At 70.7% G+C, this 26,590-nt stretch carries 27 protein-coding genes; 13 read left to right on the plus strand and 14 right to left on the minus strand.

Features of this window, described 5'->3' with window-relative positions; all coding sequences use genetic code 11:
* Positions 1-6: 6 nt before the first annotated feature.
* The 3 genes from ACQPYK_RS27630 (at position 7) to ACQPYK_RS27640 (ending at position 4,426) form a co-directional block, all read left to right on the plus strand.
* The gene (locus tag ACQPYK_RS27630; protein WP_433236751.1) at positions 7-1,329 is read left to right on the plus strand and encodes a DUF1254 domain-containing protein; all 1,323 of its coding nucleotides are present in this window, start codon (positions 7-9) and stop codon (positions 1,327-1,329) included.
* A gap of 146 nt (positions 1,330-1,475) precedes the next feature.
* Positions 1,476-2,819 (plus strand): MFS transporter, encoded by a 1,344-nt coding sequence (locus tag ACQPYK_RS27635; protein ID WP_433236754.1) that lies wholly within the window; start codon positions 1,476-1,478, stop codon positions 2,817-2,819.
* 32 nt (positions 2,820-2,851) lie between these two features.
* Positions 2,852-4,426 carry a long-chain-fatty-acid--CoA ligase gene (locus ACQPYK_RS27640; RefSeq protein WP_433236757.1) on the plus strand — a complete coding sequence of 525 codons (1,575 nt, stop codon included), beginning with the start codon at positions 2,852-2,854 and terminating at the stop codon, positions 4,424-4,426.
* A gap of 104 nt (positions 4,427-4,530) precedes the next feature.
* Here ACQPYK_RS27640 and ACQPYK_RS27645 read toward each other — a convergent pair whose 3' ends face one another.
* Positions 4,531-5,055: a hypothetical protein gene (locus ACQPYK_RS27645; protein WP_433236760.1), complete on the minus strand. Its 525-nt coding sequence runs from the start codon at positions 5,053-5,055 to the stop codon at positions 4,531-4,533.
* Entirely contained in the window at positions 5,052-5,546 is a 495-nt protein-coding gene (locus ACQPYK_RS27650; RefSeq protein ID WP_433236763.1) for a winged helix-turn-helix transcriptional regulator, read from the minus strand. The genes ACQPYK_RS27645 and ACQPYK_RS27650 overlap by 4 nt, the downstream gene beginning before the upstream one ends.
* Before the next feature lie 311 nt (positions 5,547-5,857).
* Here ACQPYK_RS27650 and ACQPYK_RS27655 point away from each other — a divergent pair, with 311 nt between their 5' ends.
* The gene (locus tag ACQPYK_RS27655; RefSeq protein WP_433236766.1) at positions 5,858-6,841 is read left to right on the plus strand and encodes a BtrH N-terminal domain-containing protein; all 984 of its coding nucleotides are present in this window, start codon (positions 5,858-5,860) and stop codon (positions 6,839-6,841) included.
* Positions 6,842-6,970: 129 nt separating this feature from the next.
* Here ACQPYK_RS27655 and ACQPYK_RS27660 read toward each other — a convergent pair whose 3' ends face one another.
* Together ACQPYK_RS27660 and ACQPYK_RS27665 are read right to left on the minus strand one after the other, a co-directional pair.
* On the minus strand, positions 6,971-7,741 hold the full coding sequence (locus ACQPYK_RS27660) for an ABC transporter permease (protein ID WP_433236769.1): 771 nt from the start codon (positions 7,739-7,741) through the stop codon (positions 6,971-6,973).
* Positions 7,738-8,679 (minus strand): ABC transporter ATP-binding protein, encoded by a 942-nt coding sequence (locus tag ACQPYK_RS27665; protein WP_433236772.1) that lies wholly within the window; start codon positions 8,677-8,679, stop codon positions 7,738-7,740. The genes ACQPYK_RS27660 and ACQPYK_RS27665 overlap by 4 nt, the downstream gene beginning before the upstream one ends.
* Positions 8,680-8,846: 167 nt before the next feature.
* On the opposite strand from ACQPYK_RS27665, the gene ACQPYK_RS27670 reads away from it, so the two are divergent.
* A complete protein-coding gene (locus tag ACQPYK_RS27670; protein WP_433236775.1) occupies positions 8,847-10,046 on the plus strand; it encodes a sensor histidine kinase in 1,200 nt (399 codons plus the stop codon).
* Positions 10,043-10,720 carry a response regulator gene (locus tag ACQPYK_RS27675; RefSeq protein ID WP_433236778.1) on the plus strand — a complete coding sequence of 226 codons (678 nt, stop codon included), beginning with the start codon at positions 10,043-10,045 and terminating at the stop codon, positions 10,718-10,720. Before ACQPYK_RS27670 ends, ACQPYK_RS27675 begins: the two co-directional genes overlap by 4 nt.
* Before the next feature lie 5 nt (positions 10,721-10,725).
* Here ACQPYK_RS27675 and ACQPYK_RS27680 read toward each other — a convergent pair whose 3' ends face one another.
* Together ACQPYK_RS27680 and ACQPYK_RS27685 are read right to left on the minus strand one after the other, a co-directional pair.
* The gene (locus tag ACQPYK_RS27680) at positions 10,726-11,658 is read right to left on the minus strand and encodes an FAD binding domain-containing protein (RefSeq protein WP_433236781.1); all 933 of its coding nucleotides are present in this window, start codon (positions 11,656-11,658) and stop codon (positions 10,726-10,728) included.
* 67 nt (positions 11,659-11,725) lie between these two features.
* Complete coding sequence (locus tag ACQPYK_RS27685; RefSeq protein WP_433236784.1) at positions 11,726-14,239, minus strand: molybdopterin-dependent oxidoreductase; 2,514 nt, start codon at positions 14,237-14,239, stop codon at positions 11,726-11,728.
* Positions 14,240-14,332: 93 nt separating this feature from the next.
* Between ACQPYK_RS27685 and ACQPYK_RS27690 the strand changes: the two genes are divergently transcribed.
* Together ACQPYK_RS27690 and ACQPYK_RS27695 are read left to right on the plus strand one after the other, a co-directional pair.
* Positions 14,333-14,863 (plus strand): TetR/AcrR family transcriptional regulator, encoded by a 531-nt coding sequence (locus ACQPYK_RS27690; protein WP_433236787.1) that lies wholly within the window; start codon positions 14,333-14,335, stop codon positions 14,861-14,863.
* Between the two features lie 91 nt (positions 14,864-14,954).
* Positions 14,955-15,335 carry a winged helix-turn-helix transcriptional regulator gene (locus tag ACQPYK_RS27695; RefSeq protein ID WP_433236790.1) on the plus strand — a complete coding sequence of 127 codons (381 nt, stop codon included), beginning with the start codon at positions 14,955-14,957 and terminating at the stop codon, positions 15,333-15,335.
* Positions 15,336-15,401: 66 nt separating this feature from the next.
* Here the strand turns inward: ACQPYK_RS27695 and ACQPYK_RS27700 are convergent, their stop codons facing one another.
* The 4 genes from ACQPYK_RS27700 to ACQPYK_RS27715 all read right to left on the minus strand — a co-directional run bounded on the left by ACQPYK_RS27700 (position 15,402) and on the right by ACQPYK_RS27715 (position 18,927).
* Positions 15,402-15,962, minus strand: coding sequence for a DJ-1/PfpI family protein (locus ACQPYK_RS27700; protein ID WP_433236793.1), 561 nt, complete (start codon positions 15,960-15,962; stop codon positions 15,402-15,404).
* Positions 15,963-15,980: 18 nt separating this feature from the next.
* Positions 15,981-17,540, minus strand: a complete 1,560-nt coding sequence (locus tag ACQPYK_RS27705; RefSeq protein WP_433236796.1) for an SDR family oxidoreductase — start codon at positions 17,538-17,540, stop codon at positions 15,981-15,983.
* Between the two features lie 107 nt (positions 17,541-17,647).
* Positions 17,648-18,565 (minus strand): helix-turn-helix domain-containing protein, encoded by a 918-nt coding sequence (locus ACQPYK_RS27710; RefSeq protein WP_433236799.1) that lies wholly within the window; start codon positions 18,563-18,565, stop codon positions 17,648-17,650.
* 125 nt (positions 18,566-18,690) lie between these two features.
* Positions 18,691-18,927 (minus strand): DUF397 domain-containing protein, encoded by a 237-nt coding sequence (locus ACQPYK_RS27715; RefSeq protein WP_433236802.1) that lies wholly within the window; start codon positions 18,925-18,927, stop codon positions 18,691-18,693.
* Positions 18,928-19,161: 234 nt separating this feature from the next.
* Between ACQPYK_RS27715 and ACQPYK_RS27720 the strand changes: the two genes are divergently transcribed.
* The 3 genes from ACQPYK_RS27720 to ACQPYK_RS27730 all read left to right on the plus strand — a co-directional run bounded on the left by ACQPYK_RS27720 (position 19,162) and on the right by ACQPYK_RS27730 (position 21,523).
* Positions 19,162-19,674: an ATP-binding protein gene (locus tag ACQPYK_RS27720; protein WP_433258920.1), complete on the plus strand. Its 513-nt coding sequence runs from the start codon at positions 19,162-19,164 to the stop codon at positions 19,672-19,674.
* 69 nt (positions 19,675-19,743) lie between these two features.
* A complete protein-coding gene (locus tag ACQPYK_RS27725) occupies positions 19,744-20,598 on the plus strand; it encodes an SAM-dependent methyltransferase (protein WP_433236805.1) in 855 nt (284 codons plus the stop codon).
* Between the two features lie 106 nt (positions 20,599-20,704).
* Entirely contained in the window at positions 20,705-21,523 is an 819-nt protein-coding gene (locus tag ACQPYK_RS27730; RefSeq protein ID WP_433236808.1) for an SAM-dependent methyltransferase, read from the plus strand.
* Positions 21,524-21,765: 242 nt separating this feature from the next.
* Here the strand turns inward: ACQPYK_RS27730 and ACQPYK_RS27735 are convergent, their stop codons facing one another.
* Positions 21,766-22,371, minus strand: coding sequence for a cadmium resistance transporter (locus ACQPYK_RS27735; protein ID WP_433236811.1), 606 nt, complete (start codon positions 22,369-22,371; stop codon positions 21,766-21,768).
* 29 nt (positions 22,372-22,400) lie between these two features.
* Between ACQPYK_RS27735 and ACQPYK_RS27740 the strand changes: the two genes are divergently transcribed.
* The gene (locus ACQPYK_RS27740; protein ID WP_433236814.1) at positions 22,401-22,625 is read left to right on the plus strand and encodes a hypothetical protein; all 225 of its coding nucleotides are present in this window, start codon (positions 22,401-22,403) and stop codon (positions 22,623-22,625) included.
* A 164-nt stretch (positions 22,626-22,789) separates the two neighbouring features.
* On the opposite strand, the gene ACQPYK_RS27745 is transcribed toward ACQPYK_RS27740, so the two are convergent.
* Positions 22,790-23,275: a hypothetical protein gene (locus ACQPYK_RS27745; RefSeq protein ID WP_433236817.1), complete on the minus strand. Its 486-nt coding sequence runs from the start codon at positions 23,273-23,275 to the stop codon at positions 22,790-22,792.
* Between the two features lie 66 nt (positions 23,276-23,341).
* On the minus strand, positions 23,342-24,013 hold the full coding sequence (locus ACQPYK_RS27750) for a TetR/AcrR family transcriptional regulator (RefSeq protein ID WP_433236820.1): 672 nt from the start codon (positions 24,011-24,013) through the stop codon (positions 23,342-23,344).
* 196 nt (positions 24,014-24,209) lie between these two features.
* On the opposite strand from ACQPYK_RS27750, the gene ACQPYK_RS27755 reads away from it, so the two are divergent.
* Positions 24,210-24,656 carry a hypothetical protein gene (locus tag ACQPYK_RS27755; RefSeq protein ID WP_433236823.1) on the plus strand — a complete coding sequence of 149 codons (447 nt, stop codon included), beginning with the start codon at positions 24,210-24,212 and terminating at the stop codon, positions 24,654-24,656.
* A 289-nt stretch (positions 24,657-24,945) separates the two neighbouring features.
* Here the strand turns inward: ACQPYK_RS27755 and ACQPYK_RS27760 are convergent, their stop codons facing one another.
* Positions 24,946-26,511, minus strand: coding sequence for an MFS transporter (locus tag ACQPYK_RS27760; RefSeq protein ID WP_433236826.1), 1,566 nt, complete (start codon positions 26,509-26,511; stop codon positions 24,946-24,948).
* Between the last annotated feature and the right edge of the window lie 79 nt (positions 26,512-26,590).

A 26,590-nucleotide genomic window follows, 5' to 3' on the forward strand; every position in this document is an offset into this window, starting at 1 on the left:
AACCCCATGACCGACATCAAGAACGAGGTCGCCGGCGAGCACGCCGCTCTGGCCGCGGAGGCGTTCGTCTTCGCCTACCCGCTGGTCCTCATGGAGCTGACCAAGCGGCAGATGACATCGTCTTGCGCACCCGAGGCGGGGCGCGCACCGATCAACACCTTCGCGCACGTCCCGGCGTTCCCGGATGCGTCCTTCGAGTCGGTGGTCAGCCCCAACGTCGACACGCTGTACTCGGTTTCCTGGCTGGACCTGTCCGCCGGCCCGGTGATGCTCTCCGTGCCCGACACGGACGGCCGCTACTACATGCTGGAGCTGCTCGACGCGTGGACCAATGTATTCGCGTGCCCGGGTACCCGGACCACCGGCAACGGTGCGGGGGAGTTCGCCCTGGTCGGCCCGCGCTGGCAGGGCGAACTGCCGGACGGTGTGCGGCGCATCGACGCCCCGACCGCCACGGTCTGGTGCATCGGCCGAACCTACACCAACGGTGTGGCCGACTACCCTGCCGTGCACGCCGTCCAGACCGGCTACCGGCTGACTCCGCTCGGCGCCACCCACGCCGCGACCCCCGGGCCCGGTCCTATGGACCCGGTGACCGCGCCGGTCGACCAGGTCGCCGCGCTCGACCCGGCCACCTTCTTCGCCATGACGGCCCACCTGATGGCGGCCAACCCGCCGCGGCCCGCCGACGCCCCGATGGTGGAACGGCTCGCGCAGCTCGGCGTGGTCGCCGGCCAGCCCTTCGACTGGGACACGCTGACGCCCGAGCTGCAGAAGGAGATGACCCGCGGCGTGGCCGACGGGCTGGCCCTGACCGAGGCGACCGGCCGCCGGCCGCGCGCCGAGTTCCGCGACGGCTGGCTGACCGCCTATGACCTCGGCGAGTACGGCACCGACTACCTGCACCGCGCGTCGGTCGCCTGGGTCGGTCTGGGCGCCAACCTCCCCGAGGACGCCGTCTACCCGCTGAGCCGGGCGGATGTCGACGGTGAGGCGTTCCACGGCAGCAACTCCTACACGCTGCACTTCGGGGCCGACATCCTGCCCCCGGTCGACGCGTTCTGGTCGCTGACCATGTACAACGACCGGCAGTTCTTCGTGGAAAATCCGCTTAACCGATACGCCATCGGCGACCGCGACGCCCTGGAGTACAACGCCGACGGCTCTCTGACCCTGCTGATCCAGCACGAGTCGCCGGGCGAGGGCCGCCGGCCCAACTGGCTGCCCGCGCCGGAGGGTTCCTTCAACCTCATGATGCGCCTGTACCTGCCCCGGCCGGAGCTCCTCGACGGCACCTGGCGCATGCCCGGTGTCCGCCGGGTCGGCTGAACCGAGGAGGCCGGGGCGCGGCCGCCGCGCCTCGGCCGTCCGTCCCCACCCACTTCAGCGAAACCGCGACTGCGGCAGGCCTCAGTGAGGTTTCCCCTGGCCACATTCGGCCCGCCTGGGCCACGGAACACCCTACGGAGGCCCCCATGAGCACGCCATCGCTCGGCCGCGAGCGGCATCCGGACCTGGGCTCATCCGGTCCGTCGGCGCCCCTTGCCCCCAGGCGCTATGCGTGGGGTGTGTTCGCCCTCGCGTTCGCGCTGGCCCTCACGGACTTCATCGACCGTCAGATCATCGTCTCCACCTTCCCGTTCCTGAAGGACGAGTGGGGGCTCTCGGACACCCAGCTGGGTGCCCTGGTCTCCGTCGTCTCGGTGACCGTGGGCCTCGGCGCGCTGCCTCTGGCACGCCTGGCGGACCGCTGGAGCCGGACGAAGTCCATCGCTCTGATGGGGGCCGTCTGGAGCCTTGCGGCATTCGGCTGCGCCATCAGCGGCAACTACGCCCAGATGGTCGCCGCCCGAGCGGCCGTCGGAGCCGGTGAGGCGGGCTACGGCCCGGCGGGCGGCGCCCTGCTCGCCGGTCTGTTCCCGCAGCGGCTGCGCTCGACGGTGGCGGGCGCCTTCCTGTCCGCGGGGCCGATCGGCGCCGTGTTCGGCGTCTTCCTGGGTGGATTGATGGTAGGTCAGCTGGGATGGCGGGTCACGCTCGGCGTGTTCGCTGTGCCCGGCCTGCTGTTCGCGCTGCTGTTCCTGAAGGTGCGCGAGCACCACGCCGCCGTCACGGGCCCGGCCACGGCCACTGCCACTCGGCACGTCCCGGTACCCCCTGCGAGCCTGCGCGCCATCCTGGCGGAACTCTTCCGCGCCCGCACCGCCGTCCCGGCCTACCTGGCCGGCGCGCTGCAACTGGTGGTGCTCTCCACCCTCTTCGCCTGGCTGCCCAGCTACCTCACCCGGGCCTACGGCTACACCGACACCCGGGCCGGAGCGGTGTCCGCCGTGGCGATCCTCGCCAGCGCCGTCGGCACCGTCGCGCTCGGCAACCTGGCGGACCGCGCGGGCGCCGTCCGCGCCCGGAACAAGCTGGTCCTCCCCGCCGCGCTCGCCCTGGTCGCCCTGGCCCTGCTGACCACCGCCTTCGGGTCGGTGCCCCCCGGCCCGCTGCAGCTGTGCCTGATCGTCGCTGGGACCTTCGCTGTGGCCTCCGCCGTCGGGCCGGTCCCGGCCGTGGTGATGGATGTCGTGCGCCCCTCCGTCCGAGCCACCGCCCTCGGCATGATGGTGCTGGTCCAGAACCTGTTCGGCCTGGCCGTGGGCCCGCTGCTCACCGGATGGCTCTCGGACGCCTACGGCCTGCCCGCCGCCCTCACCGTCATGCCCCTGTTTTGCGTCGGCGCGGCCGCCGCCCTCTGGCGCGCCTCCCGGACCTACGAGCAGGACCTGCGTGTACAGGCCCGGCGCGACACGCCGCCGAGCGACGCCCTGTAGACCCGCCCACCGCCCCCTCTCCAGGAGACCCGATGCTCAACCTCGTTGCCTTGCTCGAGGACAGCGCACGCGCCGTGCCGGACCGCACCGCCGTCGTCCTCGGCGATCAGCAGCTGACCTACGCGGAGCTCGACGCGGCCGCCTGCCAGGTGGCGAACCTGCTGCACGCTCGCGGTATCGAGCCCCGCGACAAGGTCGCGCTGTCCTGCCCGAACCTGCCCTGGTTCCCCGTCGTCTACTACGGCATCCTCAAGGCGGGCGCGGTCGTCGTGCCGCTCAACGTGCTGCTCAAGGGCCGCGAGATCGCCTACCACCTGGCCGACTCCGGGGCGAAGGCCTACTTCTGCTTCGAGGGCACCGCCGAACTCCCGCTCGGGCAGGAGGGCTGGGCCGGGTTCGGCGACACCGACGGCTGCGAGCACTTCTTCCTGATGACGGCCGATCCCGCCGCCGACTCCCCGATCCCGGGTACGCAGACCCTGGCCGCCGCGCTGGCCGGCCACGGGACGCGGTCCGATACCGCCCCCACCGAGGCAGGCGATACCGCGGTCGTCCTCTACACCTCCGGCACCACCGGCCGCCCCAAGGGCGCGGAGCTCACCCACGCCAACATGGCGCTGAACGCCCTCACCTGCCACAAGATGCTCGGCGAGGTCGAGCACGACGTCCACCTCATCGCCCTGCCGCTGTTCCACTCCTTCGGCCAGACCGTGCAGATGAACGCCGGGCTGGCCAGCCGGTCCACCCTGATCCTGCTGCCCCGCTTCGACGCCGCGTCGGCTCTGGCGCTCATGCAGCGCCACCAGGTCACCTACTTCGCCGGCGTTCCCACCATGTACTGGGCACTCCTCGGCGAGGCGGCCTCGGGCGCCTCGGAGATCGACCTGCCGCTGATCGCCGGGAACCTGCGGAGGGCCCTGGCCGGCGGAGCCCCACTGCCGGTGGAAATCCACCGGCGCTTCGAGGAGCGCTTCGGGGTCACCATCCGGGAAGGGTACGGACTCTCCGAGACCAGCCCGCTGGCCACCCTCACCCCGGTCGGGCAGCCGGTGCACCCGGGCTCCATCGGCCTGCCGGTCTGGGGCGTGGAGGCGGACCTGATCACCAATGACTGGAACCGGGTCGAGGGCCCCGACGAGGTCGGCGAGATCGCCATCCGGGGGCACAACGTCATGAAGGGTTACCTCAACCGGCCGGAGGCCACCGCCGAGGTCATGCGGGACGGCTGGTTCCGCACGGGTGATCTAGCCCGCCGCGACAAGGACGGCTGGCTCTATATCGTCGACCGCGCCAAGGACATGATCATCCGTGGCGGCTTCAACGTCTACCCGCGCGAGATCGAGGAAGTGCTGCTCACCCACCCCGCGGTGAGCATGGCCGCGGTCATCGGCGTGCCGCACGAGCGCCACGGCGAGGAGGTCAAGGCCTGCGTCGTCCTTAATCCCGGTGCCGCCCTCACCGAGGACCAGTTGATCGACTGGTGCAAGGAGACCATGGCGACCTACAAGTATCCTCGTCTGGTCGAGTTCCTGGACACCCTGCCCACCAACGCCACCGGGAAGATCCTCAAGCGGGAACTGCGTGACACCTCCGAGGCGCGGCTCTGACTGGCTGATCTCGGTGGACTCCACCATTGTGCGCGCTCACCAGCATGCCGCCGACGGCCGAAAGGGGGCGCTCCATCCAGACGGCAGATCACGCCCCCGGCCGATCATCCCTGTGGCAGATCGGGCCGGACTGGTCGACGTGACCGGCCAGGGCTCGCCATCGGCAGAAAAACCCGATCCCCGCCGGCCGCGACCGAGTCGAGGAACGCGCCCGCGAGCGTGAGCACACCGGCCGTGCCCGGTCGTCCCTGCCGGCTCGCGACCCGAGGCCCGAGCACGCGCACGAAGCGGGTGACGGCCGCGAGCGGGCGCATCATGAGCGTGAGACGCCGGATGCGGCCCTCATCATCGAGTTCGAGATACTGCGTCTCCTCCAACCTCAGGACACCGACGTGGCCCGCCGCGCGGAGCACCACGTGCCGTCCTTCCCGGAACTCGGCCTCGTAGCGGATTCCGGTGAACACCTCGAATACGCTCGTCAAGAGCTCCTGGAGCTCATGGTGCCCCCGGAAGGTGAACCGATCGGTCAGCGGCGAGACCAGTTCGACGTCCTCGGACAGTGCGGCCACGGCCGCGCCGGCGTCCCCTGCCTCGCCGGCCGTCCGCCATGCTGCGACGTGATCAGTCATGAGATCCTCGCAAGGCGCTCGGCGACGACGAGGGTGCCCGGCGCTGCGCGCCCGCCTGGGCCGGGCTGGGCCGAGGTCTCATCCGGGCGGACCGCTCCACCGCACGCGCGACACGTGACAGACACCTCCAGGATCTCGCCGCAATCGTGCCGCAACACGATCGGCGGTCCATCCGGGGCGTGCCAGCGATCGCCCCACTGGGTGAGCGCGATGAGCACTGACACGAGTTCCCGTCCCGATGCGGTGAGCGCGTAACGGAACCGCTGCGGCCGCGTGGAGTACACGACCCGTTCGAGCACATCGCCGTCCACGAGCCTGTCGAGCCGATCCTTCAGCAGCGGGCGCGACACACCGAGGTCGCGTACCAGCTCGTCGAAGGTGTCGATACCGAGATAGACGTCGCGTAGGACCAGTGGCGACCACCAGTCGCCCATGACGTCCAGGGCGCGTGAAAGCGAGCAGTGGAATTCTGCGAAAGAAGCGCGAGACATAGCCACAAACTAGCGCATTCAGATTCTGAACGCACCCTGTGATCGCGAGGAGGACATCACAGTTCACCGACGCACCGACCCTGTCGAGGGCGAGTCAGGTCTCCGCCAGGCCCCCGTCCGGCTCGCTTCCCTCCCCGAGAACGGAACGCCTTATTGACGACTCTTTCCGTTCGAATCAGCTCCCGAAGCCACCGCTGCCCTGTCGTGCGGCTGGACTCTCCCCCTATGGGAGGCCTCAAGCTACTCCCAGCGGTCCCCAATGGTTGATCATGAAGGTGTCAGGGAGGGGGACGGCATGAGGAGAGTGACGCATGACCATCGTGAAGGACATCGAGGCCCGTGGCATGCACCACTGCGAGACGACGGCGCTGGGGGTGCTGTTGCGGCATGAGGGACTTGATCTGTCCGAGCCCATGCTGTTCGGGCTGGGCTCCGGCCTGTCCTTCATCTATTGGGACAGCAAGGGCATGGCGTTCCCCTTTCTCGGAGGCCGCGTCAAGCCTTTCGACCTCACCAGGAACCTGGCCGCCAGGCTCGGGCTGACATTAACGGCCGAGGAGACCACCTCACTGCGCAAGGCGTGGGAGAACGTGGCCGCCCCCATCGACGCCGGCCGGCCGGTCGGCCTCCAGCTCGACTGCTACCACCTGGACTACTTCCGCTCCAAGGTGCACTTCGGCGGTCATGTCGTCGCCATGTACGGCTACGACGAGCATGAGGTCTACCTCGTGGACACCGACCAGCAGGGAGGAGCGGTACGCACCAGCCGGGCCGGCCTCGCCATGGCGCGGGCCGAACGCGGCCCGATGACCGCCAGGAACCGATCCTTCACCATCACCCTGCCGGAGCACTCGCCTTGCTGGCAGGACCAGATCATTCCCGCCATCAGGGACTGCGCCGACGCCTTCCTCGCCGCTCCCATCGCGAACATGGGCCACCGCGGCATCGAGAAAACCGCCGAACAGGTGCCCAAATGGCTGCTGCGCACCGGCGACCCGCAGCAGGACCTACCGCAGGCCGCCCTCCTCATGGAGAAAGGCGGCACCGGCGGTGCCCTGTTTCGTGCCCTCTATCGCGACTTCCTCGAAGAGTGCACCCGGCTGATCGACGATGACGACCTTCGCACCGGTCACAGGCTGTACGCCGAGGCAGCCGTCCTCTGGACGGACGTGTCCACCTTGATCGCGAAGGCTGGGGAGAGCGGCGACGCGGGGTGCCTCGAGCAGGCCGGCGTCATCCTGCACGATCTTTCGCGCATCGAGAAGGACGCCATGCAGGTGCTGCGTCAGTTGTAGCTCAAGTCAGTCGTAGTTCAAGGGGAAAGCCAGGCCCTGCGCCGGCGCGTCACCGCTCACCTCCTGGAGCGGGGCCTTCGAAGCGGACGAAACGGTGTGCTCATGGCCGGGAGCGGGCCGGATCCGGGCTCACGCGTCCCGGCGGGTGAGCCCGAGGGCTCCCGCCCCGAGCGCGGTCACCGCGTAGGCCGTCATCACCCCCAGCGCCCCGACCGGCGACAGGCTCCCCACGGCGGACGGGTGGCCCGCCAGTTGCCCGGCGAGGTTGGGCAGCAGCACCGAGCCGATCCGGCCGGACCAGGGCGCGGGGAGCACGCCCGCGACGGTGGGAAGCACGAACAGCAGCCCGCTGAGGGCGACGACCGCCCCGGCCGCCGACCGTGTGGCCGTGCCCAGCCCCAGACCGACGAGCGCGACCACGACCGTCGACAGTCCGGAGGCGAGCAGCATGGGGATCTCCTCCGTCACCGCCGTGAGGTGGCCGGGGCTCATCGGCCGGTCGCCGACGATCGCCCGGCCGGCGAAGAACGTCGCGAACACGCTTGCCTGCCCGGCGGCGAGCGCGGCGGCGACGACGACCGCGGCCTTGCCCGCCAGCACCGCACCCCGTCGCGGCACCACTGCGAAGCTGGTGCGGATCGTGCCCGTGGCGTACTCGGAGGTGATGGCGAGAACGCCCAGCACCGCCGCGCAGATCTGCACCGGCAGCAGGACGATCCGCTCCGGCGGCGCGGCGCGGAACGCCGCCTGACGCTCTCCCGGCAGGCTCTCCCACAGGCTCACCACGTAGAAGGCGAACCCGGCCAGCAGCGCGACGAAGAGCACGGCGACACCGAGGAGGTACCAGGTGGAGCGGACGGAACGGAGTTTCAGCCACTCCGAGGCCAGCACGCCCGTCATCGCCTCGCCGCCCGACGCTCGCCGTCGTCATCGGACCGGCCCACCGTCCGATACTCGGTGCTGTCACCGGTGAGCTTCATGTACGCCTCCTCCAGGGGGGTACTGCGCGGTGTCACCTCGTGCACCGCGAGCCCATTCCCGGCGGCCAGGTCGCCGATCTTCGTCACCTCCAGGCCTTTCACGGCCAATCCCCCGTCCGGCTCCACCAGAACCGTCGCCCCGGCCGCCCTGAGCACGGCGGTCAGCTCCGCCGCGCGCGGGGAGCGCACCAGCACGCCCCGCTCGAAGCGGCCGGCGAGGTCCTCCACCGAGGTATCGGCGATCAGCCGGCCACGCCCGATGACGACGAGCCGGTCGGCGGTGAGCGCCATCTCGCTCATCAGATGGCTGGAGAGCAGGACCGCGCGGCCTTCGGCGGCCAGTGAGCGCATCAGATGGCGGATCCAGCGCACGCCTTCCGGGTCCAGGCCGTTGACCGGCTCGTCGAACATCAGCACGCCTGGGTCGCCGAGCAGCGCCGCGGCGATCCCCAGGCGTTGCCGCATGCCGAGGGAGAACTCACCCACCCGCTTGCGGGCGACCCCCGCAAGGCCCACCTCCTCCAGCGCCTGTGCCACCCGCCGCGTCCCGATGTGGTTGCTGCGCGCCAGGGAGCGCAGGTGGTCGAAGGCGCTACGGCCGGCGTGCACGGCGTTCGCGTCGAGCAGCGCGCCGACCTCGCGCATCGGATGCCGGATGGTGGCGTAGCGGTGGCCGTTGACGAGCGCCGCACCCGAGGTCGGCGCGTCCAGGCCGAGCAGGACCCGCATGGTCGTGGATTTTCCCGCGCCGTTGGGTCCGAGGAAGCCCGTCACCAGCCCCGGCTTCACCTTGAACGACAGTCCGTCCACCGCGACGGTCGGGCCGTAGCGTTTGGTCAGCTCCTTGACTTCGATCATGCCGTCGAGGATTTCGCACGGCCGGCGGACGACGCGTCGGACCGTGGCCGGTACTTCGCCGTCGGCCTTCGGACGGACGGCGGCGCCCGCCACGCCGGAAAGTCCTCCTCCAGGATGACGTTCCCCCGGTGGAGGCCGGATCGCAAGCCGACGGATACCGTCTCAAGGTGGATGATCTCAACATGGGCGTCTCGCTGTTCCTGCGACGCTGGAGCCGCGGTCAGCTCATCGCGCTCGATGCCCTGGCAGGAGTGGCGTACGCGGTCGTGCTCCTGTTGGCGTCGGTCCCGCGGCCCGCAATGGGAGCGCCGCTGTGGGCGGCGCTCCTGCTGTCGGCCGCAACCGGGGTCGCGCTCGCCGTACGGCGCCTGTGGCCGCTGCTCTCCTTCGCCGTCGCCCTCGGGGCGTCGCTGCTGTCGGTGCTCCTCGACCTGGTGTACGACGGGTTCGTCGGCGCGGCCTTCGTGCTCTACCTCGTGGCACTCACCCAGCCCAGGCGGCGCTGGGAGCCCACGGTCGCGCTCGGCGTGTGCAGCGCGTCCGCCCTCCTGGTGCTGTCGATGGCGGGCGGTCCCACCCCTGTCTGGTGGACCCGCCTTCTCGGTCTCCTCCTGGGCGGCGCGGCCCTGCTGGGCCTCACCTGGACGGTCGGCCGCGCCGTGCGGGAGCGGCGCGCATACGCGGCGCGCTCGGCGGAACAGCTCGCCGGCCGGGCGGTCACCGAGGAGCGTCTGCGCATCGCACGCGAGCTCCACGACGTCGTCGCCCACAGCATGAGCCTCATCGCGGTCAAGGCGGGGATCGCCAATCACGTCGCCGAGGCCCGGCCGGAGGAGGCCAGGGACGCACTGCGCGTCATCGAGGCCACCAGCCGGGGGACGCTCACCGAGATGCGCCACCTGCTGGGAGTGATGCGCACCGGCACCGGCACCGACGCCGGCACCGCCTCGGACACGACCGGCGGACTTCGCCCCGCGCCCGGACTCGCCGATCTGCCCGTCCTCGCCGACCGGGCGGCGATGGCCGGAGTCCGGACCGACCTGGACATCACCGCGGCCACGCTGCCGGAGGGCGTCGAGCTGTCGGTCTACCGAATCGTCCAGGAGGCGCTGACCAACGTGGTCAGGCACGCCGCCCCGGCGCGGTGCCGGGTGGTGGTGGAGGCGGACGGCGAGGAGGTGCGGGTCGAGGTGACCGACGACGGGCCGGGCCACCGGGTCCTGCCGGGACAGCCGGGACACGGTCTGCTCGGTATGCGGGAGAGGGCCGTCATGTACGGCGGGACCTTCTCGGCCGGGCGGCGGCCGGAGGGCGGGTTCGGGGTGTCGGCGCGGCTGCCGTACGGCGGAACGGGGAGGCCGGCGTGATCCGCGTGCTGGTCGCCGACGACCAGGCCCTGCTGCGCGGCAGCTTCCGCATCCTGGTGGACACCGCGCCCGACCTGACGGCGGTCGGCGAGGCCGGAACCGGCGTCGAGGCCGTCGACCTGGCCCGCAGCGAGCGCCCGGACGTGGTGCTCATGGACGTGCGCATGCCGGAGATGGACGGCATCGAGGCGACGCGGCGCATCTGCGGCCCGGACGGCATCGCGGACGTGCGTGTCCTCATGCTCACCACGTTCGACCTGGATGAGTACGTGTACGCGGCGCTGCGCGCGGGAGCCGGCGGTTTCCTGCTCAAGGACACCCCACCGGTCGAACTGCTGGCGGCGATCCGCGTCATCGCCGCCGGTGAGGGACTGCTCGCTCCCACGGTGACGCGCCGCCTCATCACCGAGTTCGCCCGACGCCCCGAACCGGTCCGGCCGCTCGTGGGCGACCTCGGCGGTGTCACCGGCCGGGAGCGTGACGTGCTCGTCCTCATCGCCCGCGGGCTGTCCAACTCCGAGATCGCCGATCACCTGCATCTCAGCCTCGCGACGGTGAAGACGCACGTCGGCCGGTTGCTCGGCAAGCTCGGCGCCCGTGACCGCGCCCAGCTCGTCATCGCCGCCTACGAGACCGGCCTGGTCTCGGCGACCCCGCGCCGTCCGCATCGGTGATCGTCTCAGCCTGCCGGCACGCTCCCGGCGACCTCCGCGGCGCGCTCCAGCACTTCCAGGACCGTCCCGGTGAGCAGCGTGACCTTGTAGCCGTTCCCGGCGGCCGGAGCGCACCGGGCGGCGGCCAGAGCGGCCGCGCGGTCGAGGGGCTCACCGGCGAGGAGCGCCTCCTCGACCTCGGGCAGGCGCAACGGGGTACGGGCGACGCCGCCCACGGCCACCCTGGCGAAGGTGATGCCGCCGTTCTCCGAGACCAGCCGCGCCACCGCCTCCACCAGGGGCCATTCGGCCTCGGACCTGCCGGTGGCGCGGTGGTAGGCGGCCCGCTCACCGGGCACGGGTGGCGGCAGGTCGATCCCGACGAGGATCTCGCCGGGCCCCAGCAGGTGGTCACGGGTCGGATCGGAGCCGTCGCCGTACAGCTCACCGACCGGCAACGGGCTCCGGCCGTGCACCTCGACGGATGCCTGGCAGCCGAGCAGGGCCATCGCCAGCGACGACGGGTGCGGGGCCACGCACGGACCGGTCTCGATCACCGCTGAGTAGAGGGTGAGCCCCGCGCGGGCCGGACAGGAGTCGCCGCCGTCCTGATGACAGGAGAAGGACGGGTTCCGGTAGTACCAGCAGCGGTTGCGCTGGAGCAGGTTTCCTCCGACGGTGGCCACCGCCCGGATCTGGGGGGTGGCCAGAGCCGCCGCCGTCAGTGCGAGGGAGGGGTGGGCGGCGCGCAGCCGCGCGTCGCCGGCCAGCTCCGCGACCGTGGTCAGCGCGCCGATCCGGGCGGAGCCGTCCGGCCGCCAGGTGAGGCCGGACATGCCGGGGAGCCCGTGCAGGTCCACGTACGGCCCGGCCGCGCGGCGGGTCATCAGGTCGGTGCCGCCGGCGCGGAGTTCGCCCGCGCGCCGGACGGCCTCGCCGATGTCGGTGAGTGCGGTCAACGTCCGGTCCCTTCGAGAAGCCGGGTGACCGGATCGCGGTGGCACCCGCCGGTGGCGGTGAGAACGGTCAACGTCGCATCCCTTCGAGAAGCCGGTCCGGCCGGATGGGCAGGTCGCGGGGGCGCCAGCCGGTGGCGTTGTGGACGGCGTTGCCCAGCGAGGCCGCCACCCCGATCGTGGAGACCTCGCCCAGTCCGACGCCGCCGCCGTTGACGTGGTCCCAGCCGTCCTGATGGAAGTGGACGGTCATCTCCGGGGTGTCCCCGATCCCGGGAATCCGGTAGTCCTCCAGGTTCGCGGTCAGCACCGTCCCCGTCACCGGGTCGACGTGGCGTTCCTCGTACAGCGCGTAGCCGACGCCCTGGACGATGCCTCCCTCGCACTGGCTGCGTGCCAGCCGCTCGGTGTAGATATGGCCGACCGCGATCCCGGCCCACACCCGAAGCGGCCTGATCACGCCCAAGCGGGTGTCGACCTCGACCTCGGTGACGTGCACGGCACCGCTGAACCCGCGGCCCAGCGCCATGCCGGCCACCGCGACGGGGGTGAGATAGCCGCGCCGGTCGCCGCGGCGCCTGCCGACGACTTTGCGGCCGTCGGCGATCCCCCGCTCCCGCAGGCGCCGTGCGGCGTCCCGGGCGGCGGGCGCGACCGAGGTCGTGGTGCGGCTGCCGATGGAGGGCGGGCCGTGCACGGTGCCGGTCCTGCCGATCTCCACGCGGATCCGCTCGGCGGGCAGGTTCAGCTCCTCGCCCAGGACCTCGGCGATGACGCTGCGGGTGCCGGTCCCGATGTCCTGAGCCGTCGTGCGGGCGACGACCACGTCCCCCTGGACTTCGAGCTCCACCTCGGTGGCCGGGTCGAGCATGTAGGCCCAGTTGGCGGCGGCCACCCCGACGCCCCGGCGGAACCTGCCGGTCTGCGAGCCGGTCGACGGTCTGCCGAGCCATGTCGGCAGGCCGGCCGCCCGGTCGTAGAGCGCGCGGCGCTTGCGGTTGCCGTCCCATCGGCGGCGCAGCGCGATCGGGTCCTCGCCCAGGCGGTGGGCCGCCTCGTCCACGGCCTGTTCCAGGGCCCAGAGCATGGGGGGCGCTCCCGGCCCGCGGAACGGTGTGCCGGGCGGCTCGTTGGTGACGACGTCGAAGTCCCGCAGCATCCGGGGCGCCGTGCCGTACATGAGGCGGGCGAACACCGCGACGGCCGATCCGACGGCCACCCCTCCGCGGCCCCGGGCGTCCACGGCGAGGGCGGTGAGGTCGCCCCCGCCGTCGGTGAGCAGCGCGAGCCCGATCCGGGTCCCGGGCCGGTTGCCCGCGGCGGTGAGCTCCTCGGCGCGGCTCAGCACCACGCGAACCGGTGCGCCGCAGACCCGCGCGAGCTCGACCGCGGCGATCGTCTCCACGGTGACCCCGGCCTTGGCCCCGAACCCGCCGCCGACGTGCTCGGTGATCACGTGGACCCGGTCGACGGCGAGGTTCCAGCGCTTGGCGACCTGCTCGGCGACCAGGCCCACCGTCTGGGTGGACAGGTGCAGGTGGAGTTCGTCCGGGCCGTCCCAGCGAGCCACGCACGCGTGCGGCTCCAGTGGCGTGTGGACCTGCACCGCGGTGGTGAAGGTCCCGGTCACCAGGTAGGGGTCGGCGCGGCGCCGCGCGGCCTCGATGCGGTTCAGCGCGGTACGGCTGCGCCAGCCGGCCATGGTGAAGGGGCCTTTGACGTTGCCGTTCCAGCCGCCGGGCAGGTCCATTCCCTCGCTGGAGGTGGGGGCGTGCTTCCTGCTCCGCTCGTCGTAGACGGGCGGGGCGTCGGGCGTGTCGTCGAGCGCGGCGGGCAACGGGTCGTAGCCGATCCGCGCGCCTTCCGCGATGGCCAGCGCCTGACGGCGGGTGGGCGCGGCGACGGCGGCGACGGGCTGGCCGGCGTAGCGGACGACCCGGTCGGGCGGGAGGAGGTCGACCACGTGCGCGCCGTCCACCTTCACCTCGACGACCCGGGCGTGCGCTTTCGCGGAACGGATGATCACGCCTTCGAGCTGGCCGTCCAGGTGGACGTCGGTGGTGTATCGGGCACGGCCGGTGACCTTGTCCATCGCCTCCACCCGCGCGGGCGTCCCTGCGCCGGCGTCGTGCTCTCCCCGGCAGGCGGCCTCGATCGCCGCGTATATCCCTTCGTAGGCCCCGCAGCGGCACAGGTGACCGGCCATGGCCGCGGCGATCTGCTCGCGCGGCGGCGTGACGTCGCCGTGCTCGCCGCGCCACAGGTCCACGAACGCGGCGGCCTCCACCACGAATCCCGGCGTGCAGTAACCGCACTGCAGGCCGTCGTGGACCGCGAAGGCCCGCTGGACGGGATGGTCCAGGCCTTCGGCGGTGGTGATCTCCCGCCCCTCCGCCGCCACGGCCGGCAGCAGGCAGCTCACCTGCGGCGTCCGGTCCACCATGACCGTGCACGCGCCGCAGGCCCCGGTACGGCAGGCCGCCTTGGCCCCGGTGAGGCCGAGCCGGTCACGCAGGACGTCCACGGTCGCATCGTCCCGATCGGCGTCCACCTCTACGGGGACGCCGTTCAGCATGATCTTCATAACCCTCCCGCTGACGTCGCCGACATCACGTTGACAGTGTCAGCGCTTCCTGTTGACGTTGTCAACATCATGGGGTGTGAGAAGGTGAGCGACATGGTGGACGACACCAGGACCCGGCTGCTCGACAGCGCGCTGAGCCTGCTGCGCGAAGAGGGCCTCGACGCCGTGACGCTGCGGGCGGTCGGCGATCTGACAGGCCTGTCGCGGATGGCCCCCTACCGCCATTTCGCCGACAAGACCGCATTGCTCGCCGCCCTCGCCGTCCGGATCATCGTCGACCTCAGCGCGCACGTCGCCGGAGCGGTCCTGGAGAAGAGCGGCCGCCGGGAGCGGCTGCGGGCCTTCTACACCAGCTATGTCGGCTACGCCATGGAGCACCGCAACGAATACCGGCTCGTGTTCGCCTCGGAGTTCCACATCGGCCACCATCCGGAGCTGGAGAAGGCGATCGACGAGGTGGTGGCCGCACTCGATCTGGAGACCGCCGGCCAGGCCGTGCCCAAGGCCGGGGTGATGGCCCTGCTGTCCACCGCCCACGGCCTCGCCGAGCTCGCCACGGCCGGCCATCTGGCCCACAAGGGGGTCAGCCACGAGGACGTCATCAACGCCCTCGTACCGTCGTGAGGGCCGGATCTCCGCGCGAGGAGACGGGCGCCGAGAAGCCGGCGTCCCGGGAGACTTGCCCGCCCACCGGTGCCTGACTACCGTTCGGACAATGAGGAAGCCACTCGATCCCGAGATGTTCGACCCGGCATGCCCGTCCAACGTCACGCCCATCCGGATCGGCGACAAGTGGACCGCCCTGGTCGTCCTCTGTCTCGAAGACGGCCCCCGGCGCTTCTCGGAGCTCCTCGTGCCGCTGCGCCACGTCACACCGAAGGTGCTCACCGAGACCCTCCGGGCCCTCGAGCGGGACGGGATGATCACCCGTACCGCCTACCCGGAGATCCCGCCGCGCGTCGAGTATGAGCTGACCCCCCTCGGCCGCAGCCTGCTCGACCTGGTCGACGCCTGCCGGACCTGGGGGGACAGGCATCTGTCCCAGCTCCTGGACGCCCGCGACGCCTACGAGGAGCGTGTGGACTCCGGCCGGTGAGCGCGTCCCGGGCACCGGGGCGGGCGAGCTCGGGCCGTCCCTCTCAGCGGCGGGCCTCGGCCGTGCTCAGAGCGGGGCCTCCACCTTGAGGATCTTCAGGAACTCGCGCATCCACGCCGGATGGTCCGGCCACGCCCGGCCGGTCACGAGGTTCTGGTCGATGTGCGCCGGGCTGTCCACCCAGGTGCCTCCGGCTGCCTCGACGTCGGGCGCGCAGGCGGGGTAGGCGCTGCTGGAGCGGCCCCGCAGCACTCCGGCGGCGGCCAGCACGAGCGGGCCGTGGCAGAGAGCGGCGATCGGCTTGCCCGCGTCGGCGAAGTGCCTGACGATCCGCTTGAGGTCGGCGTCGGCGCGGATGTACTCGGGCGCCCGCCCGCCGGGGACCACCAGCGCCGCGTACTCCTGCGGGTTCACCTCGGCGAAGGCCACGTCGGCCGGCCAGGCGTGGCCGGGCTTCTCGGTGTAGGTGTCGAAGCCCTCGACGAAGTCGTGCACGACGAACTGGAGCTTCTTGGCGCTCGGCGCGGCGATGTGCGCCTCGTAGCCCTCCTCCAGCAGGCGCTGGTAGGGGTAGAGGACCTCAAGGTCCTCGGCCGCGTCACCGGTGACGATCAGCACCTTGGTCATCGTGCGACACCTCCGTGATCAGGTGGAAACGCTGTCCCTTGGATCGTGCCCATGCGGGGCGGACGGGTCAACGACATCGAAGGCCTCGCGTGCCGGGGAGATGCCGGAGGGAGAGGGAAGAGGCACGTCCGCGCGTATGGCGGCCGTCGCCACGTTGCGCGGCATCCGTCCGAAGATCAGGCGGTGGAAGGGCGAGATCGACCACCAGTAGAGGTGACCGGCCAGCCCCCGAGGATGGAAGATGGCACGCTGGTCGTAGATCGTGCGCCCCCGGTGGCGGCGCACGGTCAGCTCCAGCCACGCCAGGCCGGGTAGGCGCATCTCCGCCCGCAGCCGGAGCAGGTGACCCGGCTCGACCTCCTCGACCCGCCAGAAGTCGACCGAGTCGCCCACCCGCAGCCGCAGCGGGTCGCGCCGGCCGCGCCGCAGCCCCACACCTCCGACGAGACGGTCGAGGAAGCCCCGGGCGCGCCAGGCGACCGGCAGGGAATACCAGCCCCTCTCCCCGCCGATCGACTCGATCACCGCCCAGAGGGCCTGCGGGGACGCCCCGACGCGATAGGTACGCCTGTCGACGTAGAGGCTGCCGCCGGCCCAGTCGGGGTCGGTGGGCAGCGGGTCGCTCGGCGCGCCCGGCGTCGAGGCCGAGGACCAGCGCGTGACGACCTTCGCCTCCTTGATCCGTTGCAGGGCCAGCGCGACGGCCTCCCGGAACCCGATCAGGCCCTCGGCCGGGTCGGGCACGTGGTCGGCTATGTCATGCTCGCGGCAGACGGCCTCGTTGCGCAGCGACTCCACCAGCGGGCGGGCGATGCCGGCGGGAACGGGGGTGACCAGCCCCACCCAGTGGCTCGACAGGCCCGGGCTGAGCATCGGAACCGGAATGATCACGCGGCGGGGCAGCCCGGCGACCTCGGCGTAGACGCCCATCATGTCGGCGTAGGTCAGCACGTCCGGGCCGCCGATGTCGAAGGAGCGGTTGACCTCCCCCTCGATGACCGCCCAGTCCACGAGGTAGCGCAGGACGTCGCGGATCGCGATGGGCTGCGTCCTGGTGCGCACCCAGCGCGGCGTCGTCATCACCGGCAACCGCTCGGTGAGGTAGCGCAGCATCTCGAAGGAGACCGAGCCCGACCCGATGATGACGGCCGCCCGCAGCGCCACGGCCGGCACCCGGGACCCCAGGAAGATCTCCCCCACCTCGACGCGGGAGCGCATGTGGGGCGAGAGCTCGTCGTCGGGCGCGAGGCCGCCGAGATAGACGATGCGACGCACCCCCGCCCGCTCGGCCGCGGCGGCGAACGTGGTGGCCGCACGGCGATCGGCCTCGGCGAAGTCGGCTCCCCCGCCCATCGTGTGAATGAGGTAATAGGCCACCTCGACGCCGTCGAGGGCCTTCTCCGTCTGGACGGCGTCGGCCGCGTCGGCCTCGGCGATCTCCACACCGGCCGCCCACGGCTGGTCGCGCAGACGACCCGCCGAACGCGCCATGCACCGCACGTCGTGTCCGGCGGCGAGCAACTCGGGCACGAGCCGCCCCCCGATGTATCCCGTCGCTCCGGTTACGAGACATCTCATTCACTTGTCTTCGTACGGCAGGCCCGGACGGTTGCCGGTCCGGCCGTGTTCCCGGGGTTCCCGGGGTTCCCGGGGTTCCCGGGGCCCCGGAGGTGTTCCCGGCCGTGTCACGGCCTGTCTCGCAGCTCCTCGCGGATCCGCGTGAGGATCTCCCGGGTGCGCGAGGCGGGCTCGGCCTCGATGCACAGGCGTTCCATCACCTCGAGGTAGCGGTCCACGTCGTCGCGCTTCTCGAGATACACCGCGCTGGTGAGCTGCTCCATGTAGACCACGTCGGGCAGGTCCGGCTGGGAGAAACGCAGGATGCTGAAGGGGCCGCCGGCCGCGGCGTGACCGCCGACGCTGAAGGGCACGATCTGGACGGTCACGTTGGGGAGTTCGAGCGCCCGGAGGATGTGGTCGATCTGGTCGCGCATCACCTCGGCCCCGCCGAGTGGGCGGCGCAGCACCGCCTCGTCCAGCACCGCCCACAGGTGGGGCGGCTCCTGCCCGTGCAGGAGCCGCTGGCGCGCCATGCGCAGCCTTACGCGCCGCTCCAGCTCCTCCTCCGAGGCGGCCGGGAATCCCAGCCGGATGACGGCTCGCGCGTAGCCCTCACTCTGCAGCAGGCCGGGCACGAACTGGACCTCGTAGTTGCGGATGCCGGTGGCCGACTCCTCCAGGCCGACATACGTCTCGAACCAGCTGGGCAGGATGTCGTTGTAGTTGTGCCACCACCCGGTGACATTGGCCCGCTCGACGAGAGCCAGCGTCGCCTGCCGGTCGCCCTCGTCCGTCACGCCGTACAACGTGAGCAGGTCGGCCACGTCCCGGACCCGGAAGCTGACCCTGCCGAGCTCCATACGGCTGATCTTCGAGTGCGAGGCACGGATGGCGTGCCCCGCCTCCTCAAGGGTGATGTGGCGCTGCTCGCGAAGCCGGCGGAGTTGGGCACCCAGAACGATCCTCAACACCGTCGAACTTCCGCGCGGCAGAGCCATGGGGATCGGGCGGACCGGCTCACCTTCGGCGTGAGGTGTGATCATCTACATTCCTTCGAGCGCGGAACGCGAGCCCCCGTCCACCCTTTGTGGCTGTCGCGAGCCTTCACGGTACTCCGGTCATATCTTCCCGGCCACATAGAACTTTATTCTTCAATCAATCGTGATCATTAAATGATCAAATCGTCGAAGTCGCCGCCCTTCACGCCCCGGACGAAGGCGTCGAGCTCGCGGCGGGTGTAGATCAGAGCGGGCCCCTCCGGGTCCCGCGAGTTGCGGATCGCGACCTCCCCGCCCGGCAGGGCGGCCAGTTCGACGCAGTTGCCGCTGGGATTACTGAAGTGACTCTTGCGCCAGACGATCCCGTCCAGCAGTGCCGCCGACATGCCGTTATGCAGCTGATTCATCCTCGCCTCTCACCGAATCAGGGAGGGAACATCATCCCAGCATAGAGCTTTGTGCAGATGCACGTGCATCTGTACTTGCTTATGCACATCGCCACGGGCAAGATATTTAGACGGATCGCCCTCGCCACACGATCACCCGCCTCCCCAAGGTCACCGATGACTGGTCATCAAGGACATCAAGCCCGAGCCACCCCCCTCCGAACGGAGATCGGCGGGTGGGAACGATGGTTGTCAATGCTCGATCACGTGCTGCCGCCGAGTGGGCTGCCACCGTGGGCGGACGGCGAAACCCACGTCGACCACCTCCAGATGGCGGTGCGGAGCCTGCGCCACGACCCCTGCGCGGCAAGGACCGCCCGCCGCTTCGTCACCGCCTCGCTATGCGCCTGGGAGTTGGCCCCGCTGGTCGACGACACCGGCCTGGTCGTCTCCGAACTGGTGACCAACGCCGTACGCCATGGCATGCGGGGTGGAGGCGACGTCCGGCCCGCGCAGGATGTCAGGGTCATCCTCTGTCACACCGGCCGCTCGGTGCTGTGCGCGGTCACCGATCCCAGCGACCAGGGTCCGAGCCTGCGCGAGCCCGACTACGAGGCGGAGAGCGGCCGGGGGCTGCACCTCGTCCAAGGGATCAGCGAGATGTGGGGCTGGGCGCCCCTGGAAAGCCACGGCAAGGCCGTGTGGGCGGCCTTCATCCTTCCTCCCGGCCCCTCCAGGGCGGCGCGCCATCTGGAGGCATGCCTCTGACGGATCCCTCAACCGGCACTAAATCGGTGTTTCGCGCGAATATGTCTCATGCTCCACAGAGGATGGATATTGTCCGCTAAAGCCTGCACCGGCCGGATGGAGGACGTCATGGTGCCGTCGAAGACCGAACGTCTCACGTTCGACCCCACCGTCCCCAACGCGGGACGGATAGCCGACTACTTCCTCGGCGGCAAGAACAACTTCGCGGCCGACCGCGCGGCCGCTCAGGCGGCGATCGCCATCGCGCCGGAACTGCCCGCGATGTCCAGGGAGGGCCGCCGATTCCTGGGCCGGGCGGTCCGATTCCTCGCCGACGCCGGCATCCGGCAGTTCGTCGACATCGGCTGCGGCCTGCCGACCCAGGGTAACGTGCACGAGATCGCTCACGCCGTCGCGCCCGACGCGCGGGTGGTGTACGTCGACAACGATCCGATGGTCGTCGTCCACGCTCAGGCTCTACTCCAGGACGACCGCCTGACCACGGTCGTCGAGGCGGACGCGCGCGACCCGGAAGGGTTGCTCTCCCGCCTCCGCCGCACCGGCATGATCGACCTCGACCAGCCCGTGGCGATCCTTCTCTTCTCGATGCTGCAGGACGTCACCGATGACGTCCTGGCCACGCAGATCACCACCGAGCTCCACAAGGCCATCGCTCCGGGCAGCTACATGGCCGTCTCCCATGCGGTCTCCGACCTGCGACCGGAGACGACCGCGAAACTCACCGCCCTCTACCAGGACGGGGGCTCGGTCACCGGTCCCCGCCGCGAGAACCTGCGCACCCGCGCCGAGGTCGGGCGTTTCTTCGACGGGCTCACACTCGTCGAGCCCGGAGTCGTCTACGTCCCCCAGTGGCGACCCGACGGGGCCGTGCTCCACCGGCCCGATTCGGTGTGGGTCGTCGGTGGAGTCGGCCGCAAGGAGTAGTCCGGCACACGAAAGAATCGCCGCATTTCCCGCATTGTCCGCGGTTTGACATCTACCCATGGTCGCCACGGTTCTTTAGTGTCACAGGCAACCAAGGAGATGACGCATGAGCGACGCGGCCCGGCGGCCACCGGCAGGCCTGGACACGAGCGTGCCGAACGTCGCCCGGATGAACGACTATTTCCTCGGCGGCAAGGACAACTTCGCGGCCGACCGCAGGGCCGCCGAGGCGGTGCTCGCCATCGCCCCGGAGATCAGGACGATGGCGAGGGAGGTGCAGGCCTTCCTCGGCCGGGCGGTGCGCCATCTCATCGAGCGGGGCGTCACCCAGTTCATCGCCATCGGCACGGGACTTCCCAGCCGGCACAACGTCCACCAGGTCGCCCAGTCCCTCGATCCCGCCGCTCGCGTGGTCTACGTCACCGACGATCCGCTCGTCTTCTCCCACGCCCTGGCCCTGCTCGCCACCGACCCCCGCACAGGCGCCGTCAGGGGCGACCTGCTCCACCCCGACGAGCTGCTCGCCGACCCCGGACTGCGGCGGCTCATCGACCTCGAGCGACCGGTGGCCATCCTGATCGCCTCTGCCCTGCAGTTCATCCCCGACGAGGACGACCCGTTCAAGAGCGTGTCCCTGCTGCGCGACTCGGTGGCGGCCGGCAGCCACCTCGTCATCGCCCACGCCGTCTTCGACACGCGCCCCGAGGCGGCGGGACCCCTCGTCGACATCTACCGCGAGGTCCTGGGCCGCAGCGAGGACGCCTCGCGCACGCGCAACCAGGTGCTGCGCTTCTTCGACGGGATGGAACTCGTCGACCCCGGCCTGGTCTACATCCGCCAGTGGCGTCCTGACAACGCGTTCGCCGCGCAACGCCCGGAGAAGATGTGGACCGTGGCGGGGATAGCCCGTAAGACCGAGGGCTAGCCGCTGCGGCCGGGACATCCCGCCGTCAAGCTCGCCGCCCTGCTCGACGCGGTCGCCGGCCAGGTGGGCGGGCCGGTCGGTCGGCGGCCGTCCGGGAGCGTCCGGCATCGTGGACGCGGACAGAGTAGACGGCATCGTGGACGCGGACAGGACGCTGGGCCTGTCAGGCATGGGCGGGCGAACGGCGCATGAGCACCGGCGTTCGGGGCCGGTGACATGTCTCCTCCCGGCGACGCCCCAGGTCAGAAGATCTTGACGAGGACACCGGACCCGATGACGATGAGCCCGCCGATCGCCATGAACACCGCCGGGACGATCCACTGTCCGTAACGCTCGACGATCTCGATGATCCTCCTGTGGGAGCCGAGCCAGGAGCCGGCCAGACACCACAGGGCCACCCCGGCGACGAACACCGCGATCGTCACCGCGGTGGCCCCGGTACCGATCGTGCGCAACACCGGCGTGTAGACCGAAATATTGTCGGCCCCGTTGGCGATCGTCACACCGGCCACGGCGATCGGACCGGAGGCGACGGCCGGTGAGGCGTCCTGGCCACTGCCGCGAGCGCGGATCGCCGAGACCAGACCGCGGACCCCGAGCGCGAACGGGACCAGACCGAGCAGGCCGACCCGGTCATCGGGGACGATCCTCAGGCCGAGCGCCGCGACCACCGACGCCGCCACCAGCACTCCGATCCCGGCGTACTGGCCGGCCCAGATCTGCCACGCCCTGGGAGCACCACTGGCCCGCGACGACAGGAACAGCACCGTGAGCACGATGATGTCGTCGATGTTGGTGCCGGCGAACATCCCGGCCGCGGTGGCGATTGTTCCGATTATCCCGTCCACGACCGCCAAACCTACCCCTGAGCACGGCGATGCGGCTGCCGATGGCGCAGGGCCGGGCGGCGGCCCTGAACACGCTGCGTCAACAACGTGCCGCCGAAGTCGAGACCGCCGTGAGCCAGCGGCTCACGGCGGCCGTCTCCGCCGGCCTCCTCACCCAGGCCGAGGCCGACGCCGTTCTCAAGGCACAGCGTGCGGGACTGCTCGGGGGCGGACCGCGAGGCGGCCACATGGGCGCCGACGGCTCCGGCCGGTAGTCCTGACCCGGCCTCGCCCACCAGGTGAACGCGGCCACCCGGCGTCCTTCGACCGCCGGGTGGCCACCCGCCTTCGAGGACCCACCGGCGCCCATACGACACTCGGCGGCTCGTCCACGACCCCACCTGCCCGACGGGCGAAACGGCCTCCGATGTCCCGGAACTCACCGGATCCGCCAGAGGCCCCCGTCCACACGGACCTCGGGCAGGCCCGGCACCGGCGCCGTGGTCGCGTAGAGCACGGACCGGTCGTCTTCCTCTTCCATCGCCGCACGGAGACGGCTGCCATCGGCCAGAATCACCGTCCACAGTCCCGGCGGTCCGGCCTCGCCGTACAACACGTACGCGTCGAAGCGCGCGGCGAACCGCTCGGCGAACTCCCGGCGGCCCACCCGGGCGGCGAGACGTCCTTCGACGCCGACCTCGAAGCTCATCGCGAAGTGGCCACCGGCCTGCCGGTAGGTGCAGAACGCGGCGAACACCGTGTCCTGCGGGACGTCCAGCAGATCCTCGGCGACCCGGTCGGCATGGCCGAGGAACAGCTCGCGCCCGGCGATCCCGAAGCAGTCCAGCAGGAACCTCCGCAGCTCGGCCTCCGGGACGAGGCGGGAGGACAGGCCGTCATAGCCGGTGGCCGGCGTCTCGGTCACGAGACCATCCCAGGCATCCGATTCCTCCCCCATCGCCGCGTCACGGCTACGCCGCGAGGCGGCACCCTATGCCCGTGTGGCGTAGTGGGAGAGGAAGACGTCCACACCAGAAGAGATCATGTCGTCCAGCTCGCCTTCGGCGAACTCGTAGGCGGGCCGAAAGGTCCTGACGAGCTGCGCCGCACCGATCGTCATCGCGATCAGCTGCCGGACCGCGTGCCGCGGCTGGGGCACCCGCACCGCGCCCCGCGCGTGCAGCTCGCCGAGCGCCGCCGTGAGAGCCTCGTCGTTGACGGCGTCGGTCTGCGCCCACACCTCTCCGAGCTGGGGAAAGCGGTGGACCTCGCCGATCACCAGGCGACGCAGCGTCATGATGTCGTCGCGCAGCACGATACGCGCCCATGTCCCGGTGTAGTCGATCAGCGCGGCGCGGAGGTCCGACGCCTCGGTGATGCGTGCGGCGATCGGGCCGAGATCGGTGTGGGAGCTGCGCAGGTATCGGCCGATCACGGCCAGGAAGAGCCGTTCCTTGTTGCCGAAGTGACTATAGATCGTGGGCTTGGACACTCCCGCCCGGGAGGCGATCGCGTCCACCGACGCACCGGCGTAGCCCTCGGTCACGAACTCGGCGATGGCGGCGTCGCTGATCGCCTTGTGCTTGCGCTCGGAGGCGCTCATCGGGGTGACGATGATCGGAATGCCGAACTCGTCACGGTCGCCGGCGGATGGGTCGGTCATGGGCGCTCTTCGCTAGGAGGGCGGGTCAGGCCACTATAAACTAAACGGTTTCGTTTTTTCTGCGCGCCGGTCCACGACGCCGCAGAGATCCTGCACCGCGCCGACCATCGGGTTTCGACCCCCCGCCCCTTGAGCACTCGCACCGGGAATTCGGCGGGAAAGTGAGCCGTTCGCCGATCCGTTACGTCAAGAGGACATGAAGAGAATCTGGCGGATCCTCCTGCTGTCAGTGCTCCTGCTGGTTCCGAGCGCGACCTTGGTACAGCCGGCGCAGGCGGTGGCCGTGAAGAAGCAGGCGATAGCCGTAAAGAAGAAGGTCCTGGTCGAGCTCCGCAAACAGGGCGGTTTCGCGGGGCTCGACGACCGCGTGATCGCCTACACCAACGGATGCGTCCGGCTGAGCCGCCGGACGGGCCCGACCGTGGACAAGTGCCTGACCAAGAGGGAGACGAGCGCGCTGCGCGGCAACCTGAAGCACCTGCGCCTGGGACACTCCGAGGCGCCGCCGCAGGGAGCCGACTTCCTCAAGTACACCATCGCCTATCGAGGTCACCGGGTCAGCCGCTACACGCTGCCCGGCAGCTGGAACCCGGTGGTGCGGCAGTTGGAGAAGCTCATGGAGAAGTACTGGGCGCCGGACTGACGCTCGGCGCGGGGCCCGTGTCCTGGTGAAGCACCCGGCGCCCTGGTGGAACATCCGGCTCGGTGGACCTTCCGTCGCCGTACGGCGGGCTCGGAACAGGCCGCCGGAAGAGGTCGGCTCAACGCTGACCGGCACCGCCGGCCGCCGACCGGCGGCCGGCGGTCGGCGGTCGGCGGCCGGGCCCCGGGCCGGAGCACTGAGCCGGGCCGCCGAGCCGGGGTACCGAGCGCTCGTCCTCGATGGAGGCGACGCCTCCCCGGCACGGGCAGTCCGGGCGCCCGCCGCGCGGTCACCGCGATTGTGATGCCTCGGTGTTCCGCGGTTGTGATCGGGCCGGTCGGCCAGGGGCCTGGGGTGCCACGAAATCCTTGCTGCGGATGAGGACGAAAGCCAAGACGCCGCCTACCAGCGCCAGGATGCCGCTGGCGACCAGCAGGTCGTTCAGTGCCGTCGCGAAACCGGCGTGGACCGCGCTGTCCACCTGTCCGCGGAACTCCGGTGGGGCCGCGGCGATGGCTTGCCCGGGAACACCCATGCGGATGGCGTCCGCGATCTGGTCGGTGTGTCCTCGTAGCGCGGGGATGCTCGCGAGCCGCTCCCGCAGTGCGTCGTGCAGTGATGCGGTGAAGATCGAGCCGTACAGGGCGATGCCCACGGCGATGCCGACCTGGCGGAAGGTCTGGTTCACGCCGGAGGCCATTCCGGCGCGATGCACCGGAACGACACCGACCGCGGTCGAGGCCAGCGGCGGATTGACCATTCCGGCGCCGATGCCCGTGACGATGAATCCTGGGATGAGATGGGTCCAGTCCGACTCGGCGGTCACGCCCGTCATGAGCAAGAGGCCGATGCCCACCACGACCAGGCCCGGGCCGATCAGCCACCGGGTCGGGACACGGCTCAGCAACCGGCCTGCCGCCATGGCGGCGATGAGCGTGCAGCCGGAGCTGACCAGAAGTCGGACACCGGTGCCCATCGCGCTGTTACCGAGATCGTTCTGTAGGTAGAACACGAGGTAGATGAACATCGCGAATAACGAGGCGTTCATCGCGAACGCCGCGATCGAGCCGCCGAGGAATGTCGGGGTCCGCAACAGCGACAGGTCGAACATCGGCTCGGACACCCGCGACTCGACCACCACGAACGCCGCGAGGAACACCGCCGCCAGGCCGAAACAGATCAGCACACCCTGCTCGCCCCATGCCGTCTCGCTCGCCCTGATCAAGGCGTACACCAGGCTGAACAATCCAGCGGTGAGCGGCACGACGCCCAGCCAGTCGATCCGGGAGGCACGCGGCGGACGAGACTCGTCCACCAGGCGAAGCGTGATGGCGATCGCGGCGATGCCGATCGGCAGGTTCACCAGGAAGATACCGCGCCAGCTGATCCCGCTGGTGATCACGCCGCCGAGCACCGGGCCGAGCGCGGTGGCGACACCCGCGACGGAACCCCAGACGCCGAAGGCCACGCCCCGCTGTCTGCCTTGGAATGTGCCGGCGAGCAGCGCCAGGGAGGTGGCGAACAGGATCGCGCCGCCGACTCCCTGCGCCGCGCGTGACACGACCAGCATCACCTGATCCTGTGCGATGCCGCACAGCAGCGATCCCACCGTGAAGATCGCCAGTCCGATGACGAACAGAAGCCGCCTGCCGTACTGGTCGGCCAGGGAGCCTGAAGTGAGCAAGAGCGCCGCCAGGCTCAACGCGTAAGCGTCCGTCGTCCATTGCAGGCCGCTGAAGCTCGCGTCCAGCGAGTGCTGGATGTCCGGCAGCGCGACCGCGACGATCGTGACATCGAGCAGCAGCATGAACGTGGCGGCGCATACCACCAGCAGCGTCCACCATTGGCGTTTCATCGTCCGGCGCCTTCCTCGGCTCGCGGCTCTCGGTGCTTCGCTCTTGATCCGATTAATGCTAGCATGCTAGCATGAATGC

This window comes from Streptosporangium sp. CA-135522, assembly GCF_050949235.1.
In the GTDB taxonomy this organism is placed as follows: domain Bacteria; phylum Actinomycetota; class Actinomycetes; order Streptosporangiales; family Streptosporangiaceae; genus Streptosporangium.